This window comes from Vibrio sp. 99K-1 (assembly GCF_013114585.1).
GTDB lineage: Bacteria > Pseudomonadota > Gammaproteobacteria > Enterobacterales > Vibrionaceae > Vibrio > Vibrio chagasii_B.
On sequence record NZ_VTXF01000018.1, the window covers coordinates 116,565 to 134,920 of the forward strand.

Sequence of the window (18,356 nt, forward strand, 5' to 3'; positions counted from 1 at the left end):
ATATTAAAAAGCCCGCTTGATGCGGGCTTTTTGTATTTTGATTGAGATAATTAGCCTTGTTGGCTAAGAAGAGGCGTCGTTAAGATTTTATTGATAGCTTCTAAGTGGCTGTTCTCTAAAGTATCGTTACTAGAGCAGCGCACGCCAAGGTCTTGCAATTTGCCATCGCCAATACCATACACCACACCGTGGATCTCGACCTCTTGACCACGTTCCCATGCACTTTGCATAATGGTTGAGTTACCTAGGTTGTAAACCTGCTCTGCGACGTTAATCTCACAAAGCTTGTCACCCCACTGTTCACGTGGAAGCGCTTCGATCTCTTTACGGTATTTTAGGTAGTTATCGCGAATGTGAAGTAACCAGTTGTTGATAAGGCCAAGTTTCGGGTTATCAATTGCCGCATTAACACCGCCACAACCGTAGTGACCACAGACAATAATGTGTTTCACTTTAAGCACATCTACTGCGTACTGAACGACAGATAGACAGTTTAGGTCTGTATGAACCACTTGGTTGGCCACGTTTCGGTGAACAAACAGTTCTCCAGAATATAAGCCAGTAAGGCGCTCGGCTGGAACTCGGCTATCTGAACAACCTATCCATAGAAAACCAGGGCTTTGACCCTCTTCAAGCGTTGTAAAATACTCAGGTCTTTCAGAGCGAATTTCTTCGGACCATTTGGAATTGTTCTCAAAAAGCTGTTTTATTTCTGGCATCTTGCTTCTTACATCCCTCAATTAAGATGCTTAACTATACACAATGTTACAAATTCAATCTCGTAAAAACTGCGTCAAAATGTACTCATCTGACGTGTTCTAGTACGGAAAATCATAAACTTAGCCCACTATCAATAATCCGGTTATAAGACATGAATAATGTGATTGAATTAACACTTTCTGAACACTTGATACATTTGTTAAAGTGATAAGGTTTGTCATTTCATCATCAGGAAGGTGTGTTTTGTTTGGAAGTCGTTTTACGGATATCAATCTCAAAGGGGATATGTTTGGCGGTGTAACTACAGCCATCATCTCGTTACCTTTAGCATTGGCATTTGGTGTTGCTTCTGGCGCGGGAGCTGAAGCTGGCTTGTGGGGCGCCATTATGGTTGGCCTATTTGCAGCATTGTTTGGCGGTTCGAGTAGTTTGATTTCTGAACCTACCGGCCCGATGACGGTGATCATGACTGCCGTAATGACGAGTATGGTTGCGAAGTATCCTGAAACGGGTATGGCAATGACCTTTACTGTTGTGATGATGGCCGGTGCATTCCAGATATTACTTGGCACGTTAAAGCTAGGAAAATACGTCACTTTGATGCCATATAGCGTGATTTCCGGATTCATGTCGGGAATTGGCGTTATTCTGATTATCTTGCAGCTGTCTCCATTGTTAGGACATGCCGCTCCATCCGGTGGTGTAATGGGCACGCTCTCTGCTTTGCCTGATACGCTAGCAAACTTAAAAGTGAGTGAGCTATTTCTAGGTGCACTGACACTCGGTATTCTGTTTGGCTTCCCAGCTAAGTACCGTAAGTATGTGCCTGCGCAACTGGTCGCGTTGGTAGCCGTCACTCTTTTGTCCGTTATTTTCTTCGATACCGATTCTATTCGCCGTATTGGTGAAATCCCAGCAGGTCTGCCTTCTCTCGTTATCCCTACTATTAGCGCTGAGCAATTCACAACTATGGTTATTGATGCTTTAGTGCTTGGTACTTTAGGTTGTATTGATACGCTTTTGACCGCTGTTATTGGAGACTCATTGACTCGTAAAGAGCATGACTCAGATAAAGAACTGCGTGGCCAAGGTATCGCAAATATGCTTTCCGGCTTGTTTGGTGCATTGCCAGGTGCGGGTGCTACCATGGGCACTGTAACCAATATTCAGGTGGGAGCGCGCTCTCCACTGTCCGGTGTGATTCGAGCATTAGTATTGGCGTTAGTGGTTTTGGTCGCTGGTGGATTAACAGAACCTATCCCTATGGCTGTGCTGGCGGGTATTGCGATGTATGTAGGCTTCAACATTCTCGATTGGAGTTTCATTCAGCGTGCGCACAAGGTCAGTTATGCGGGCATGGGCGTCATGTATGGTGTAATGCTGCTAACCGTATTTGTTGACTTGATCATCGCGGTTGGATTGGGTGTATTTATCTCGAACATTTTGATTATTGAAAGATTGAGCCGTGAGCAAGCCAGACAAGTTAAGGCGATCAGTGATGGTGATGATGAAGACGATATCCCATTGACCGACAGCGAACGTCAGCTACTGGATAATGCCAACGGCAAGGTTTTGTTCTTCTATCTATCAGGGCCGATGATCTTCAGTGTCTCAAAGGCGATTTCACGTCAGCACTCAAGTATTACTGATTATGAAGCAATGATTTTAGACCTAACCGATGTACCTATGATTGATGTTACGGTTGGTCTTGCGCTAGAGAATGCAATCAAAGATGCGCTAGACGCTCAATGTGAGGTGTACTTGTTGTGTCCGAATGAGAACACTCGTCAACAGTTGGAGAAGTTCCACGTAATTGATTTAGTACCGGAATCGAACACATATCGCTTCAGATATGAAGCCTTGACGGCCGCAACAAGCTACGTTGAGAGAGACGAGCACCAATTTGAATCGGTTTAATACTCTTACTAATTCACTGTGCCTGAACAATAGTTATCAATATTGGTCATGAATTTCTAATAACGGAAAGTACCGCTAAGTTAATGTCTTAGCGGTATTTTTTTGTCTGTGATATTCGATATAGGGCTTTATGCAGCCTTAGTTCTTTTAAGTTTTATAACGAAACCGTTAATCGACATTTGTATTCATCGTCATTCAACGATAAACTTGTTTGCAAAATGGCCGCGTACATTATCTTGAGCTAGTTCAACTGGTTCATTTCAGGTTTCGTTCTCTTCATCCTGTCCGGCTAACCACACTATTTATAGCAAATGGCAATCATCTCTATGTATGCATTAGAAATTGAGCAATTAAGAAAAACTTATGCTGGTGGCTTCGAGGCACTTAAAGGCATCAGTTTACAGGTAGCAAAAGGTGACTTTTACGCGCTACTTGGTCCAAATGGTGCGGGTAAGTCCACCACCATTGGCGTTATCTCTTCGTTAGTAAATAAAACCTCTGGCAAGGTTAAGGTATTCGGCTACGACATTGATACCGATCTTGAGCTGGCAAAGCAGAACCTAGGCTTAGTTCCTCAAGAGTTTAACTTCAACCCGTTTGAAACGGTTGAGCAGATCGTTTTGCAGCAAGCGGGTTACTACGGTGTGCCTAAATCTCTGGCAAAAGAGCGAGCGAAAAAATACCTATCTCAACTCGATTTGTGGGAAAAACGCGGCGAACGTGCACGTAACTTGTCTGGTGGTATGAAGCGTCGTTTGATGATTGCTCGTGCATTGATGCATGAGCCACAGCTGCTGATTCTTGATGAGCCAACTGCAGGTGTCGATATTGAACTGCGCCGCTCGATGTGGGAATTCCTCAAAGAGATCAATGAGAAGCAGGGCATTACCATTATCTTGACCACGCACTACCTAGAAGAGGCGGAAATGTTGTGTCGCAACATCGGCATCATTAATCGTGGTGAGTTGATTGAGAACACCACCATGAAGGCGCTACTAGGTAAGCTGAGTGCGGAAACCTTTATCCTTGATCTGGAGGAGGGAGCTGCGGAGCCTAGGTTAGAAGGCGTCAATAACCAAGTCTTGGTGAATGGTTCTTTAGAGATCGAAATTGATAAGAACCTAGGTTTGAACACCATCTTTGCTCAGTTGAGTGAGCAGAATGTGAAAGTCCTCTCGATGCGTAACAAAGCTAACCGTCTGGAAGAACTGTTTGTAAGTATCGTACGTGAGGGGAGTAAATAATATGTACAGCCTATATTGGACCGCTTTTCGCAGCTTGTTGACCAAAGAGATCAACCGTTTTACTCGTATCTGGGTGCAAACGCTAGTCCCACCTGCAATTACTATGACGCTCTATTTCATCATCTTCGGTAACCTGATTGGTGCGCGAATCGGTGAAATGAACGGCTTTAGTTATATGGAGTACATAGTGCCGGGTTTGATCATGATGTCGGTAATCACTAACTCATACTCGAATGTGGCTTCATCATTCTTTAGTGCCAAATTCCAAAAGAACATTGAAGAACTGCTGGTTGCCCCTGTACCAAACTACGTGATCATTGCTGGTTTCGTGATGGGTGGTGTGGTGCGCGGCCTATTGGTCGGTACTATCGTGACCTTTGTTTCTCTGTTCTTCGTTGACCTTCAGGTTGATCACTGGGGCGTGATTATTGCGACCGTTTTCCTAACATCGGTGGTATTTGCGTTAGGTGGCCTTATCAACGCGGTATTTGCACGTACGTTTGATGATATTTCAATTATCCCAACCTTCATTCTGACGCCGCTTACTTATCTTGGTGGTGTGTTCTACTCGATTAGCCTGCTGCCTGAGTTTTGGCAGGGTGTGTCGAAGTTGAACCCGATTGTCTACATGGTGAATGCGTTTAGATATGGTTTCTTGGGTGTGTCTGATGTGGGTATTGTGACGTCGTTTGGCGTACTAGGTGTGTTTATCGTTGTACTGTATGGCATTGCACATTACCTAGTGACTAAGGGCATCGGCTTACGCAGCTAACTCCGGCGCCCCTGAATCGCAGGTAAAGAAAAAGGTCGATATTACATCGACCTTTTTTGTCTCTTTTATTTGAGAATCAGCACGCTACTCAGCTGTTTCTTCTTTCACTTCTTCTTTGGTTTCCGTTACCAAGTCGAGAACTTGGTTGTCGATAAGACGAGTCTTATCTAGGAAAGCCGACATAAGAATCACAGCTTGAGTCGATTCTGAAGTGATGGCTTGCAGAGTTTTAGCATCACAAATGAAAATTTCATCCGGTTGCAGATCTGCTGCGCGAAGCTGGTCTGTCGCATCTTCAATCACTGATGCGTAGTCATCACGTCCACCACGAATTGCGCTGCTGATCCAACGCATAGTGCGCGCTAGAACCGGTGCACGTTGGCGCTCATCAATAGTCAGGTTGCTATTGCGAGAGCTCATTGCTAAACCGTCCATTTCACGAACCGTTGCAACGCCTACAATTTCAATGTCTAACGCTAAGTCAGTTGTCATTTGGCGAATGACAGCAAGTTGCTGGAAGTCTTTCTCGCCGAAGCATGCAAAATCTGGCTGAACGATGTTAAACAGCTTAGTGACAATCGTCGCTACGCCACGAAAGTGACCCGGACGAGACGCACCTTCCAACATGTGAGATAACCCTGGTACTTCAACAAACGTCTGTTTGTCTAGGCCATCTGGGTACATCACTTCTGGTGTCGGTGTAAATACCAGTTCAACGCCTTCGCCCGTTAGTTTGCTTAGATCCGCTTCTAACGTGCGAGGGTAGTTGTTCAGGTCATCGGCACGATCAAACTGCATCGGGTTAACAAAGATGCTTACCACGACGATGTCTGCTAGTTCACGAGCCTTCTTTACTAGAGTAAGGTGGCCTTCATGCAGGTTTCCCATAGTCGGAACAAAAGCAACCGTACGTCCATCACGCTTAAACTGTTTAATCTGCTCACGAAGAGCCGCTATTTCAGCAAAAGTTTGCATACTTACTCCTAAGCGATTGTATGAGCATCATCAGGGAAGCGTGCGCTCTCTACTTCTTCTTTGTATAGAGCTACTGCTTTGCGCATGTCACCTGTTTCTGCTAGGAAATTCTTAGAGAACTTCGGCATGTAGTTCGCAGAAATACCGAACATGTCATGCATAACCAAGATCTGACCATCGGTAACATTACCTGCACCGATACCAATAACTGGTACGTGACAAGCTTCTGTAATTCGTTTTGCCAATGAAGCAGGTACACATTCAAGTAGAACGATTTGCGCACCTGCGTTTTGTAGCGCTAGTGCGTCAGCAACCATTTTATCCGCTTGGTCGTCATCGCGACCTTGAACCTTGTAACCACCAAAGATGTTCACAGATTGCGGCGTTAAGCCTAAGTGTGCACATACTGGTACTGCGCGTTCTGTTAGCATCTTCACAGTATCAACCAACCAGCTTCCGCCTTCGATTTTTACCATGTTCGCACCAGCACGCATCAAGGTAGCTGCGCTCTCACAAGCTTGCTCTGGAGTCGCGTAGCTCATGAAAGGCATGTCAGCCATAAGAAGACAGTTCGGGCTACCAGCACGCACAGAGCGAGTGTGGTAGGCGATGTCTTCAACGCTTACTGGTAATGTGTCGTTATGGCCTTGTAGAACCATACCCAGTGAATCACCGACAAGCAGAACTGGCATCTCTTGGCTTTCGAATAACTGAGCAAAGCTCGCATCGTAAGCTGTTGACGTCGCGAATTTACGGCCTTCACGTTTACACTTGATCAGGTCGTTAATGGTTACTTTTTTCATTGGTTTTCCTTAATGCGCCTGGCTATTGCTGCCAAACATTGAGCCCGTTTTTATCTACAATTTTCAGTAGTTCTGTCAGCTCAGTCCCATCAGGGAGTTGTAAACTTGGTGCGATTTCAGCAAGCGGGTAGAGTACAAACTCTCGTTCTTTCATTCCGTAATGAGGAACGGTTAAGCGCTCTGAATCGATCACCTCATTGCCGTACAGCACGATGTCGAGATCCAAGGTTCTTGGTCCCCAGCGTTCGTCTTTACGGACACGCCCTTGCTCTAACTCGATTTTTTGAGTGCAATCAAGCAGTTCAATAGGCGTTAATTCGGTTTTAATCGCGACTACCGCATTGATGTAGTCCGGTTGATTTTGCGGCCCCATTGGAGTGCTACTATATAGCTGAGAGGTCGCAATAAACGTTGATCGCGGTAGGCTTTTTAGCGTTTCGATAGCCAAGTTTGCTTGGCTAACTGGGTCGGCAAGGTTGCTGCCGACCGCAATATAAGCAGTTATCATTCGGCTTGCTTACTCTTTTTGTTTCGGTAAGTCTTACGGCGACGATGACCTGACTTTGATGGCGCCGCTACGTCGTTAGCCATTGCTTGACGCATATTGCGACCAGCTGTCTGATAGCGCTCCCACCATTTAGCTAACTCTTTTGTCTCGCCACCTTCAATCTCGCCACGCATCTCTAAGAAGTCGTAGCCAGCGCGGAACTTGTTGAGCTCCATTAGGCGAACGGCACGCTTACCGTTACGGCGAGGTAATCGCAGTTGCAGTTGCCAAACTTCGCGAATGGTTGCTGTGTGGCGACGAGGAATAGCAATGGATTTTACTTGCTGATCCAGAATGATGTTACTCGCTTCCATGATCGCATCGTAGTGTGCCATGCCTTGTTCAGAGACAAGCTTGTCTGCCAGTTTGTTCATTGGGTACCAAAGAATCGCGGCAAACATGAACGCTGGGTTTACTCGCTTACCATCTTCGATACGAAGGTCGGTAGAGTCGAGCACCAAATCAAGCATCTGCTCAGTCGGTGAGTCGTAATCTTCAGTGAAGTACTCAGCTACTGCTGGGAACATCTGCTGGAATAGGTTGTATTCACGCATCAGGTGGTAGGTCTCTAAACCGTAGCCTGATTGAAGCAGTTTTAGAGACTCTTCGTAAAGACGTGCTGCTGGGATGTCTTTTAGAAGGTGCGCCAAACCTTCAATTGGGTCGGCGGTGTCTTCTTCAATGTCAAAGTCCAGCTTCGCTGAGAAACGCATTGCACGCAGCATACGTACAGGGTCTTCACGATAGCGTGTCTCTGGATCGCCAATTAGGCGGATCAGCTTGTCTTCTAAATCTTCTACACCACCTGCGTAATCGTGGATGCTGTAGTCGGCAATGTTGTAGTACATCGCATTGATAGTGAAATCGCGACGCTCTGCATCTTCATCAACACTGCCGTACACGTTGTCGCGTAATAGCATGCCTTCTTTCGATTGTGCAGATACGTTTTTAGATGGCTCTTGATGGTGACCTCGGAAAGTTGCCACCTCAATGATGTCACGACCAAACATGATGTGTGCCAAGCGGAAACGACGGCCGATTAGGCGGCAGTTTCGGAAAAGGTTCTTGATCTGCTCTGGCGTAGCGTTGGTCGCAATATCGAAATCTTTTGGTTGAGAGCCAAGTAAGATATCACGAACACCACCACCGACTAAAAATGCGTCAAAACCCGCACCATTCAGGCGATATAGTACTTTTAGTGCGTTATCGCTGATCTGCTTACGTGAAATATTGTGCTCTTGGCGAGTATAAATATTCAGTGCTAGTTCGTGGAATCCGCGTTGTTCGCTTGGGGTATTGTCGTTTGTATTCATTAGTTTAGAACAAAGTAGGTATCGCCAACTTTGTTTTTCTCTTAGTCCAAAGTGGTAGTGCAGAGTTTAATTGCGGCTAATAATAGCTTAGCGCGAGCCATTTGAGAACATCGTCTGCTTAACCACAGTGGTTGGTTATGGCATTTTTGTGTTTCGTTTTTACTATTTGCCGTTAGTTTTGAGCTAATTGCAGTGTTGTTTTTGTAAACTATCAGGTAATTGAGCAACGTTCCATTGCTGGCAGCCCCATGCCAATATCTCATCGATTGAAGCCTCACAAACAGCTTTAGGAACCTCAAAGCCTAAGAACTGCATGGCATTGAGCAGTGTTGGTTTAGGGTTATCGAGGTCAATAGCGGTAGCGTGGTTTTGCTTTGATAGTTTATTGCCAGACGCATCGGTCGCTAACGGCAAGTGCAAGTAGCTCACTGTGTTTTGTTTCAGTGTTTTATAAAGACTGATTTGGCGGCCGGTAGGTTCGATGAGATCCGCGCCTCTCACCACCTCAGTTACGCCTTGCTCGATATCATCAAGTACCACGGCTAAGTTATAAGCAAACAAGCCATCGCGGCGTTTGATGATGAAATCTTCTTCTGCCAGTGCCTTAGGGATTTGAATGGTGCCATGACGGACATCGTCGAATGACTCGACAGGGAAATCCATACATAAGCGCACGGCTTGCTCGCCAGTATCCGTTAATCCTGCCTGTCGACAATGGCCATTATAGAAACCACCCAAGGCTTTTATCTGTTTGCGCGTGCATTGGCAGTAGTAGGCTTGGTTGTCAGCCACCCATTGATCAATTTGCGCTTGGTATAGGTCGTGACGTTGGCTCTGATAAACAACTTTACCATCCCAAAATAGGTGGTATGCCTCAAGCGTCTTAAGAATTAGGTCTGCAGCGCCAGCCATTTCTCTTGGCGGATCCAGGTCTTCCATACGGACTAACCATTGCCCCTGATGAGATTTTGCCTGGAAGTAGCTGCCAAGAGCGGCAACCAGTGAGCCAAAATGAAGAGGACCTGACGGTGATGGTGCAAAGCGCCCGATATAATTCATATGTGAACAACCTAATCTAGAGGATACCGCAGTAGCCGATTCTTAAGACGTTTAATGTGGTTTAATGCATGCAGTGAGTACTGTTGTTGCTTAGCACTCGTTTTAACACTGCTCATTGCTATCTAAGGTATCTCGCTTGGGCAGCAAACAAAAAAGGGAGCCAAAGCTCCCTTTCTTTACATCCGCAAGCATTAACCTTGCATCTGTTTCTCTTTGATCTCTGCAAGTGTTTTACAGTCAATACAAAGGTCAGCAGTTGGGCGAGCTTCAAGGCGACGAATGCCAATCTCGATACCGCAAGAATCACAGAAGCCGAAATCATCTTCTTCGATCTTGTCTAGTGTCTTCTCAATTTTCTTGATTAGACGACGCTCACGGTCACGGTTACGTAGCTCTAGGCTGAATTCTTCTTCTTGAGAAGCACGGTCAACTGGGTCTGGGAAATTCGCTGCTTCGTCCTGCATGTGGTGCACAGTACGATCAACTTCTTCCCTGAGCTGGTTGCGCCAAGCTGCTAAAATTTTTGTAAAATGTTCCGTTTGCTCAGGTGACATGTATTCTTCACCTGGCTTTTCTTGGTACGGTTCAACACCTGCGATGGCTAGGATGCCTAGCGCTTTTTTCTTAGATTCTGGCATACAGCATCTCCTATTTACACCTAGTCAACTGCAAAGCAGCTAATTTTAAGGCGGGTATCTATAGCAGAAAGAACGAATGGTGGCAAATACTCTTATTCAAACTTGCAATCAATGTGATTTGTTCAACATCTTTGTTCAGTTATTGATAAATTCAACAGATTGTTTTAGTTGTATTTGAGTACTGCTGAGCTCTGCTTTGTAGCAAAGCACTTCAACTCCAGCGTCTTGTGCTTGTTTTAGTAATAACGAATATTTGGCGTCTATATGGTGTGCCGCAGACACTTTTTCAATACCTGAATGTAAAACAGTGAATAAAAGTACGGCTCTATTTCCAGATTCGACCATTTCTGTGAGTTCACGCAGATGTTTTTGGCCTCTGGTTGTCACCGCATCAGGGAAAAATCCTTGCCCCTCAGTTGAGGTCTCTTGTTCATCGAGTAAGGTGACGCTTTTTACTTCGATATAGCAAGGCGGCTTCTCGTTATCTTCAAGCAGAATGTCAATTCGACTATTCTCGCTACCATACTTCACTTCGGTTCGTAACGCGTTATAACCTAAGAGTTCAACTATAGTCTTATTTTCAATTGCTTCCACTGCCAGCTGGTTTGCTCGCGCAGTATTTACACAAATCCGGTGACCTTTGTCCGTTTCTGAGATCTCCCAGCTGTTTGGGTACTTTCTTTTTACATTATCGGAGGTTGAATACCACACAGTGTTACCCGGAGTCGCGCATCCTGTCATCGCTCCAGTGTTGGCACAGTGAATAGTTCGCTCGCTGCCGTCGGGAAGTTTGATGTCAGTGAGGAAACGTTTGTAGCGTTTGATAAGAGTCGCTGACTCTAATGGTGGATTGAACTGCATATTACTTATTTAGACGGGTAGGTTTTTATGTACAATATTGCCAACATTACACCACAAGGTTCTCCCATTGCCACAACTGCCCATAGAAGCTGTGATGCCAGATCTGCTCGCTGGCTTAGAAACACACACTCAACTTATTCTAAAGGCCTCTCCCGGTGCGGGTAAGTCAACATTCTTCCCTTTACAGTTAGTTAAGACCAAAGCCGTTCAAGGCAAAATCATCATGCTTGAACCAAGGCGGTTGGCTGCAAGAAATATTGCGGCTTACTTGGCGAGCCAATTGGGAGAGAAGGTGGGGGAGAGCATCGGTTTTAGAGTTCGTGGCGAATCTAAAACCAGCAGTGCAACTCGCTTAGAGATCGTTACCGAAGGGATCATGACCAGAATGATCCAAACTGACCCTGAACTGACTGGGGTCGATATGGTGATCTTCGATGAATTCCATGAGCGCAGTATTCATGCGGATACGGCACTGGCGTTTAGCTTGGAGATCCAAGAAGCGCTACGTGACGATCTTAAAGTGATAGTGATGTCGGCTACCTTAGATCAGCAAGCTCTGCAATCCTTGTTGCCAGAGGCTAAGTATGTTGAATCGCAAGGTCGCACCTTTCCGGTTGAATTCCGTTACCAGCCCTTGGGTACTAATGATTACTTGGCGCCTAAAATGGCTAACGTGATTCGTTCTCTGATGGAGAAGGAGTCGGGGTCACTATTGGCGTTCCTACCAGGAGTGTCTGCAATAAAGCAGGTAGAAGCTCAATTAGAGAACTTAGTCAGTGACATTGATGTGTGTCCTCTATACGGGCAGCTTAACTTTTCTCAGCAACAGAAGGCGATTGCACCATCGGAGAAAGGACGCCGCAAAGTGGTATTGGCTACCAATATCGCTGAAACCTCTTTGACTATCGAAGGTATTCGATTAGTGGTGGACTCAGGGCTTGAAAGAGTCGCTAAGTTTGATTTGAAAACTGGTATCACTAAGCTCGAGCAAGTCAAAATCTCACAATCTTCCGCTGAGCAGCGCGCGGGTCGTGCTGGGCGAATTGAAGAAGGGCTGTGTGTTCGTTTGTACAGCGAAACGCAGTTAATGCAGCAACCTGCTGTACCTGAACCGGAAATTCTCCATTCAGACCTCTCCTCGCTGGTGGCAGAGTTGACCCAGTGGGGCGCTGCAAATGCGGATGAACTGCAATGGCTTGATATTCCGCCACGTGCCTCTATAGAGCAAGCTAGACAATTGTTGCAAAGCCTTGAGCTATTAGACACCCATGGTCAGTTTACTTCGTTAGGTAAGCAAGCGCAGCGATTAGGTATTGAGCCGCGTATCGCCAGTATGCTGATCAAAGCGCAGCAGGGCAGCCAAGCCATGTTGAATGTTGCTATTGTTGCCGCTGCGTTGTTGGAAGAGCCAGAGCGCAATGTCTCGGATATTCAGCATTCGCTACATAGGCTAAAGCAGAGAAAGCACACGAAAAATAGCGTTGTGATGCAGCGAGCGAAAAACCTCGCTAGCAAACTGAATCATCACTTAGATTTGTCACAACTTGACGAATCATTGCTACCATTGGTGCTTTGTTTTGCATTCCCAGACCGAATTGCTCAAGCAAGAAGTGCCAATAGTAATGCTTTTCTGTTAGCGAACGGTCACGGTGCAGAGGTGCGTGATGATGATCCATTGGCAAACAATGATTATATCGTGGTGATTGATTTGATGCGTAGCACCGGGCGTGCTAGTCAGATCTTCTTAGCGACCCCCGTTGATATTACACAGTTAGAAGACGCGTTTCCTAAGCTTTTTGTTTGTTCCGATTATGCCGACTGGGATGAAAAACGTGGCAAATTAGTTGCCGAGCAGCGAGTTGCTTTGGGTAAGCTTGTTATCAGCACTAAGGCTTTACCTGAGCCGGACGCAAGTCAGATTAGCCAAGCGCTGTTGAATTACATCGCTCGATGTGGGCTGGACCGTTTACATTGGACGCCAGCGGCGAAGCAACTTGTTGAACGCGTGCGCTGCGCTCAGCTTTGGATGCCAGAACATGATTGGCCTGCGATGGATGACGCGAGCCTAGTAGAACATCTTGATACTTGGTTATCGCCGTATTTGAACGGCGTTAAATCTGCGAAAGGGCTGGCAAACGTTTCGATTGAGCAGGCACTGTCGGCGTATCTCGGTTGGCCTCTGAATCAAGAGATTGACCAGTGGCTGCCAACACATTATCTGATGCCGACAGGCAGTAAAAAAGCGATCCGATACCAGTATCAATCTGAACCCGTGATCTCGGTTCGAATGCAAGAGGTCTTTGGTGAACAAGACTCACCATTGATAGCCCAAGGGCGTAAAAAGGTTGTGCTTGAATTACTTTCTCCTGCACAGCGCCCATTACAAATTACTCAGGATTTAGCTGGCTTTTGGGCTGGCGCGTACAAAGAAGTGCAAAAAGAGATGAAAGGTCGTTACCCAAAACACCCTTGGCCTGATGACCCTGCTAACCATGTTGCAACCACTAAAACCAAACGACAGTTGAACCGATGATGACCAAAATGTTAACGCCAAAAAAGGCACCACCTAAAAAAGCGCCAGCAAAGAAGTCACCAGCGACCAAAGCTAAACCAAGAAAGCCGAGAGCGACGGCCAAGAAAGGCAAATCAAAAGCGAAAAAGGCGGGTAACAGAGGTTGGTTAAAGATCCTGTGGGGCATCGCGTGGAAAGCGGGCCTAGCACTGGCTGCATTGCTATTGTTTGTTGGTATCTATCTTGACTCTGTGGTGAAGCAGCGCTTTGAAGGCCAGCTGTTTGATTTACCAACGGTTGTTTATGCGCGTGTGTTGGATTTATCTCCAGGTACTCAGGTCAGCCTTGTTCAGGTGAAGAATGAACTGGATGTGCTGAATTATCGTAAGGTGAGCTCCCCTCGTCATCCTGGTGAGTATTCATCTTCATCAACTAAAATTGAGATGATTCGTCGTCCGTTCGAGTTTGTCGATGGGCCGGAAGCCGATCGTCACGTGATGCTGCACTTCAATGGTAATGAGTTAACTCGTATTCAGTCGCTAGAGAAGAAAGGCGACATGGGGTATTTGCGTGTCGAACCTAAGATGTTGGGCATGCTTGAGAAAAGTAACGATGAACAACGTCTGTTCTTAAAACGTAACCAATTTCCAGAGGTGATGGTTGATGCCTTGTTGGCGACGGAAGATAGAAACTTCTATCAGCACGATGGTGTTTCACCTCTAGCGATTGCTCGTGCGATGGTGGTTAACGTCAAGGCTGGGCGCACTGTTCAAGGTGGTAGTACGCTGACACAGCAGCTCGCGAAAAACCTGTTCCTATCTAGTGAACGTACGCTTTGGCGTAAGGTTCGTGAGGCTTATATCGCGCTTATCTTGGATCATCGTTACAGCAAAGACCGCATTCTAGAAGCTTACCTAAACGAGGTTTATCTTGGTCAAAATGGCGGTGAAGCGATTCACGGCTTTGGTTTGGCTTCGCGCTTGTACTTCGGCCAACCGATTCAAGAACTGCGTATTGATCAGTTAGCCTTGCTGGTGGGCATGGTGAAAGGACCATCGTATTACAACCCGGTTCGCTACCCTGAGCGCGCTAAAACTCGACGCGATCTGGTTCTGCGCTTGTTGATGCAACAAGATATTTTGACCCCAAGACAATATGAAGAAGCAGCAAGCCGTGATTTGGATATCCAGGACAATCCGCGCATTGCCAGCCGTCAGCCTGCTTATTTCCAACAGGTCAATATCGAGCTGAAAAAGTATGTTGGTGATAGGTTCCAAGCTAAGAAAGGGATACGTGTTTTCACCTCTTTGGATCCGGTTTCGCAAGACAAGCTAGAGAAGTCGATTGCTCGCAAGGTGCCTGAACTATCGAAAACGGCAGGTGATAAATTAGAGGCTGCAGCGATCGCGGTAGATAGAAATACTGGTGAAATCCGTGCAATGGTCGGTGGTAAGCGTACTGGCTATGACGGCTTTAACCGAGCGTTGAACGCAAGTCGTCCTATCGGTTCTTTGGTGAAACCAGCTGTTTATTTAACCGCACTTGAGCAGCCAGAAAAGTACACCTTGGCAACGACCTTGATGGATACGCCGCTCAGCTTGAAAGGCAGTAAGGGCAGCGTATGGAGCCCGAGAAACTTCGACCGTAAGTTCCGCGGAGAAGTGCCTTTATATGTGGCACTGTCTAAGTCTTATAACGTACCAACTGTGCGTCTAGGGATGCAGTTAGGCATTGATAAGGTCTCCGATACCATAGGTAAACTGGGTGTCGATAAAAATGAAATTCGCCCAGTACCATCGATGTTTTTGGGGGCGTTCTCTCTGACACCATTCCAAGTGTCTCAGATGTTCCAGACGATCACTAACTCAGGTCGTATTGCGCCTTTATCTGCGCTTCGCTCAGTGGTTGACAGTGACGGTGAGGTTTTATACCAATCTATCCCTCGAGTATCGCAGCGCGTTGATCAGCAAGCCGCTTGGCTAACCACTTACGCAATGAAACGTGGTGTATCGGAAGGGACAGGTCGATTCCTACAGAACCAGTTTGCATGGGCAGGGCTGGCCGGTAAAACAGGTACTAGTAATGACAGCCGCGACAGTTGGTTTGTGGGTGTTGATGGGCGCGAAGTAACAACCATCTGGCTTGGACGTGATGACAATAAACCGACTAAGCTTACTGGTTCTAGTGGTGCATTGCGTGTCTACGCTGATTACTTGAAGCAGAGAACGCCTGAACAGCTACTACTGCCATGGCCAACCGGAATCGCAACCGCGAGCTTCACTCGTACGTCTGATGGTGCGTTGGAGTTTGACTGTGACGGCGCAGTTAAATTGCCGGTTTGGGATGAAAATGGAAACATTAAAAAGAGCTGTGAAAGTCAACCAAAACAGTGGCTAAAGAAGCTTTTTCAATGGTAAAGTCATAACAGAAAACAATGACAAGGACAGTTTAAATAATGATTTCTCGTTGGTTAGTGAGCAGCTTAGGTATGGTCGGAACTGTGATCAGTTTTCAACTGTTCGCAGCGACTGCGGCACAGGTTGATTCATCTGAGCATGTGGAACTTGAACAAGCTCATAAGAGGCCAACGGTTGCTGTTGTTTTAGCGGGCGGCGGTGCAAAAGGTGCTGCCCATATTGGCGTACTTAAAGCGCTCGAAGAGATGCAAATCCCGGTTGACTACATTACCGGTACCAGCATGGGTTCATACGTTGGTGGTCTTTATGCGACAGGGATGAGCGCAGACGAGATTGAAAGCTTTATCTATACGGTGGATTGGAATCGCGGTTACCGAGACCGTGTAAACCGTAGCGATCGTCGTGTAAGAGATAAAGAGTATGAAGACCGCTACCAACTGAATACCGATCTTGGTTTAGGTTGGGGAGAAATCAAAGCCAGAAAAGGCGTGGTACAAGGCCAGAATATGCTGCGTATTCTGCGTGAAACCACAGGTAACTTGTCGCCACTCGACTCTTTCGATGATCTTGCCATTCCTTATCGCTCCGTCGCAACCGACATTATTGAACTTGAAGAAGTCGTGATTGACCACGGCCACCTTGTCGATGCCATGATGGCGAGTATGTCGGTACCTGGTGCTCTGCCTCCTTATGAAGTTGATGGTCGAATGCTGGTTGATGGTGGCGTAACCAACAATATGCCGGTTGATGTCGCAAGGGCGATGGGCGCAGATATCATTATTGCGGTCGATATCAGTACCAACTACAAAGGCAAAGAGGACTTCACGACCTTTTTAGCCGCAGCAGACCAACTTTCCAATTACCTTGTTCAACGTAGTACCCAGGAACAAGCCGAGACACTCAAAGACAACGATGTATTTCTCCAGCCTGATGTTGGGCAAATGGAAACGACCGAGTTCGATAAAATGCCATCAGCTTACGAAGCCGGTTACGAGGCAGCGAAGCAGCACTCTGTTGAGCTTTCTAAGTTGTCGCTCTCGAATGCTGATTACCAACACTATATCGAAGACAAACAAAAGGCGCGCAGGCAGTTGAAGCATGGTGATAAAACCGTGGTTGATAAAGTGGTCATTAATAACAATACCCACTACTCAGATAAGCTGCTCGAAAACCGTTTGAACCTTCATTCTGGCAAGGTTCTCAAAACCAGCGAAATCGAGGCAAAGGTGCAAGACCTTTATGCGTTGGATCGCTTTGAGTTGGTGACTTATGAGTTCGAAAACGTTGATGGTGAAGATCAACTTACGGTTAATGTGGATGAAAAGTCTTGGGGACCTAATTACCTCAACTTTCGATTCTTCCTCGAAGACGATTTTTCTACGACAAGTCAATATTCTATTGGTGTCTCGGCCAATTTTACCGATATCAACTCACATGGCGCTGAATTAAGAACAAATGTTGAGATGGGAACGGATAAGCGAATTGAGGCGGAGCTTTACTCGCCGTTTTTCTCAAGTCAGAAATTATTTACCTCTGCCTCGATTGTCTACAGTAAGCAAAATCGAAACTTACCTGTCGATATTGATGAAATTGAAGAGCCGACACTCGATGTAACTAACGATTATTTCCCAATGACATACAGTGAATACATCGGTGAATTAGCTTTAGGTTATCAGCCTACTCTGTGGCAAGAGCTAAAGTTTGGTGCTCGCTATACTAACGGTGACGTAGAAGTCGCTTCGTTACCTTCATTGGGAAGTGGCGGCTACTCACGTATTGGTGGTTTTATTAGTTATCGATTGGACACCTTAGATAACTTCAGTTTGCCAACCGAAGGTTATTTCGTTGATTTGGAATACCTTGTCTCTCATGATGATTTTCAAAACGATACGGAGATCAACGACACAGAGTTAACCTCAGAAAGTGATACCGTTTATGAATTCTCAGCCAATTTCATGGCAGCGCAAAGCTATGAAAGACATACTTTTGTCGGAAAAGTCGATTATGGCATTGTAGAGAGCAAGAACTCAGTCTTTCCTATTGACCCTAGAGAGCTCGGTGGCTTTTTAAACCTGTCTGGTATCCCAAGAAACAGCTTAATCGGTCAGAACTTGGCGTACACCAGTCTGATTTATCGTTATAAGTGGTTTGAAAATGATTTCGGTCTCTTTGAATCACCGTTCTACGTGGGCGCATCTATCGAGCATGGTGGCGTTTGGTCGAACAATGATTTGAAGCTTAATGAAGCGCCGATGTACACCGCAGGCTCGGTTTTTGCCGGTGTTGACTCCCCGATAGGACCAATAATATTAGCTTATGGACGTACGGAAGATAACTACGATTCGGTTTACTTGATTGTTGGTACGTCTTACAAATAATCATGCGCGGAGTCGTTATTTAACTGCGTAAATAGGCAAAAATAGTGGGACTTTCGTCTTAACTTGCTATGTTGGTCAAAATGATAAGATTTTAATTTAACGTTAAATTTGCTATTCTACCGCCCACAGTTTGGCCTCTATGACGCCGCTCATCAATACAAATTGAATGACAAAAATGGCAATGGAGAGCCAAGTTTCCA

14 protein-coding genes are annotated in these 18,356 nt (G+C 46.0%); 6 read left to right on the plus strand and 8 right to left on the minus strand.

Annotated elements, in window-relative coordinates; translation table 11 throughout:
• Positions 1-50: 50 nt before the first annotated feature.
• Positions 51-719, minus strand: coding sequence for a carbonate dehydratase (gene can, locus F0228_RS15595; protein WP_008222714.1), 669 nt, complete (start codon positions 717-719; stop codon positions 51-53).
• 286 nt (positions 720-1,005) lie between these two features.
• Here can and F0228_RS15600 point away from each other — a divergent pair, with 286 nt between their 5' ends.
• The 3 genes from F0228_RS15600 (at position 1,006) to F0228_RS15610 (ending at position 4,653) form a co-directional block, all read left to right on the plus strand.
• The gene (locus F0228_RS15600) at positions 1,006-2,637 is read left to right on the plus strand and encodes a SulP family inorganic anion transporter (RefSeq protein WP_171750861.1); all 1,632 of its coding nucleotides are present in this window, start codon (positions 1,006-1,008) and stop codon (positions 2,635-2,637) included.
• 326 nt (positions 2,638-2,963) lie between these two features.
• Positions 2,964-3,881 carry an ABC transporter ATP-binding protein gene (locus F0228_RS15605; protein ID WP_171762426.1) on the plus strand — a complete coding sequence of 306 codons (918 nt, stop codon included), beginning with the start codon at positions 2,964-2,966 and terminating at the stop codon, positions 3,879-3,881.
• 1 nt (position 3,882) lies between these two features.
• Positions 3,883-4,653, plus strand: a complete 771-nt coding sequence (locus F0228_RS15610; protein WP_004738182.1) for an ABC transporter permease — start codon at positions 3,883-3,885, stop codon at positions 4,651-4,653.
• 84 nt (positions 4,654-4,737) lie between these two features.
• Here the strand turns inward: F0228_RS15610 and panC are convergent, their stop codons facing one another.
• From panC to sfsA, 7 genes are all read right to left on the minus strand, one after another.
• Positions 4,738-5,628, minus strand: coding sequence for a pantoate--beta-alanine ligase (gene panC / locus F0228_RS15615; protein WP_171762427.1), 891 nt, complete (start codon positions 5,626-5,628; stop codon positions 4,738-4,740).
• A gap of 8 nt (positions 5,629-5,636) precedes the next feature.
• Positions 5,637-6,431: a 3-methyl-2-oxobutanoate hydroxymethyltransferase gene (gene panB, locus F0228_RS15620; RefSeq protein ID WP_004738184.1), complete on the minus strand. Its 795-nt coding sequence runs from the start codon at positions 6,429-6,431 to the stop codon at positions 5,637-5,639.
• Between the two features lie 22 nt (positions 6,432-6,453).
• On the minus strand, positions 6,454-6,939 hold the full coding sequence (gene folK / locus F0228_RS15625; RefSeq protein WP_008222704.1) for a 2-amino-4-hydroxy-6-hydroxymethyldihydropteridine diphosphokinase: 486 nt from the start codon (positions 6,937-6,939) through the stop codon (positions 6,454-6,456).
• Positions 6,936-8,291 carry a polynucleotide adenylyltransferase PcnB gene (gene pcnB, locus F0228_RS15630; protein ID WP_061032480.1) on the minus strand — a complete coding sequence of 452 codons (1,356 nt, stop codon included), beginning with the start codon at positions 8,289-8,291 and terminating at the stop codon, positions 6,936-6,938. The genes folK and pcnB overlap by 4 nt, the downstream gene beginning before the upstream one ends.
• A 183-nt stretch (positions 8,292-8,474) precedes the next feature.
• On the minus strand, positions 8,475-9,350 hold the full coding sequence (gene gluQRS / locus F0228_RS15635; RefSeq protein WP_171762428.1) for a tRNA glutamyl-Q(34) synthetase GluQRS: 876 nt from the start codon (positions 9,348-9,350) through the stop codon (positions 8,475-8,477).
• A gap of 191 nt (positions 9,351-9,541) precedes the next feature.
• Complete coding sequence (gene dksA, locus F0228_RS15640; RefSeq protein WP_004738189.1) at positions 9,542-9,988, minus strand: RNA polymerase-binding protein DksA; 447 nt, start codon at positions 9,986-9,988, stop codon at positions 9,542-9,544.
• A gap of 135 nt (positions 9,989-10,123) precedes the next feature.
• The gene (gene sfsA / locus F0228_RS15645) at positions 10,124-10,849 is read right to left on the minus strand and encodes a DNA/RNA nuclease SfsA (protein WP_116871684.1); all 726 of its coding nucleotides are present in this window, start codon (positions 10,847-10,849) and stop codon (positions 10,124-10,126) included.
• A 94-nt stretch (positions 10,850-10,943) separates the two neighbouring features.
• Here sfsA and hrpB point away from each other — a divergent pair, with 94 nt between their 5' ends.
• Genes hrpB through F0228_RS15660 form a run of 3 tightly spaced genes read left to right on the plus strand, consistent with a single transcriptional unit; the run spans position 10,944 to position 18,156 of the window.
• Positions 10,944-13,382, plus strand: coding sequence for an ATP-dependent helicase HrpB (hrpB, locus tag F0228_RS15650; RefSeq protein ID WP_253820303.1), 2,439 nt, complete (start codon positions 10,944-10,946; stop codon positions 13,380-13,382).
• Positions 13,379-15,778 carry a penicillin-binding protein 1B gene (gene mrcB, locus F0228_RS15655; protein WP_171762429.1) on the plus strand — a complete coding sequence of 800 codons (2,400 nt, stop codon included), beginning with the start codon at positions 13,379-13,381 and terminating at the stop codon, positions 15,776-15,778. The genes hrpB and mrcB overlap by 4 nt, the downstream gene beginning before the upstream one ends.
• Positions 15,779-15,816: 38 nt before the next feature.
• Positions 15,817-18,156: a patatin-like phospholipase family protein gene (locus tag F0228_RS15660; RefSeq protein WP_171762430.1), complete on the plus strand. Its 2,340-nt coding sequence runs from the start codon at positions 15,817-15,819 to the stop codon at positions 18,154-18,156.
• Positions 18,157-18,356 lie beyond the last annotated feature (200 nt).

Bases quoted from the DNA above. Each gene is read 5' to 3' on its own strand.
- can (WP_008222714.1), bottom strand. From the start codon at position 719: ATGCCAGAAATAAAACAGCTTTTTGAGAACAATTCCAAATGGTCCGAA.
- F0228_RS15600 (WP_171750861.1), top strand. From the start codon at position 1,006: ATGTTTGGCGGTGTAACTACAGCCATCATCTCGTTACCTTTAGCATTG.
- F0228_RS15605 (WP_171762426.1), top strand. From the start codon at position 2,964: ATGTATGCATTAGAAATTGAGCAATTAAGAAAAACTTATGCTGGTGGC.
- F0228_RS15610 (WP_004738182.1), top strand. From the start codon at position 3,883: ATGTACAGCCTATATTGGACCGCTTTTCGCAGCTTGTTGACCAAAGAG.
- panC (WP_171762427.1), bottom strand. From the start codon at position 5,628: ATGCAAACTTTTGCTGAAATAGCGGCTCTTCGTGAGCAGATTAAACAG.
- panB (WP_004738184.1), bottom strand. From the start codon at position 6,431: ATGAAAAAAGTAACCATTAACGACCTGATCAAGTGTAAACGTGAAGGC.
- folK (WP_008222704.1), bottom strand. From the start codon at position 6,939: ATGATAACTGCTTATATTGCGGTCGGCAGCAACCTTGCCGACCCAGTT.
- pcnB (WP_061032480.1), bottom strand. From the start codon at position 8,291: ATGAATACAAACGACAATACCCCAAGCGAACAACGCGGATTCCACGAA.
- gluQRS (WP_171762428.1), bottom strand. From the start codon at position 9,350: ATGAATTATATCGGGCGCTTTGCACCATCACCGTCAGGTCCTCTTCAT.
- dksA (WP_004738189.1), bottom strand. From the start codon at position 9,988: ATGCCAGAATCTAAGAAAAAAGCGCTAGGCATCCTAGCCATCGCAGGT.
- sfsA (WP_116871684.1), bottom strand. From the start codon at position 10,849: ATGCAGTTCAATCCACCATTAGAGTCAGCGACTCTTATCAAACGCTAC.
- hrpB (WP_253820303.1), top strand. From the start codon at position 10,944: ATGCCAGATCTGCTCGCTGGCTTAGAAACACACACTCAACTTATTCTA.
- mrcB (WP_171762429.1), top strand. From the start codon at position 13,379: ATGATGACCAAAATGTTAACGCCAAAAAAGGCACCACCTAAAAAAGCG.
- F0228_RS15660 (WP_171762430.1), top strand. From the start codon at position 15,817: ATGATTTCTCGTTGGTTAGTGAGCAGCTTAGGTATGGTCGGAACTGTG.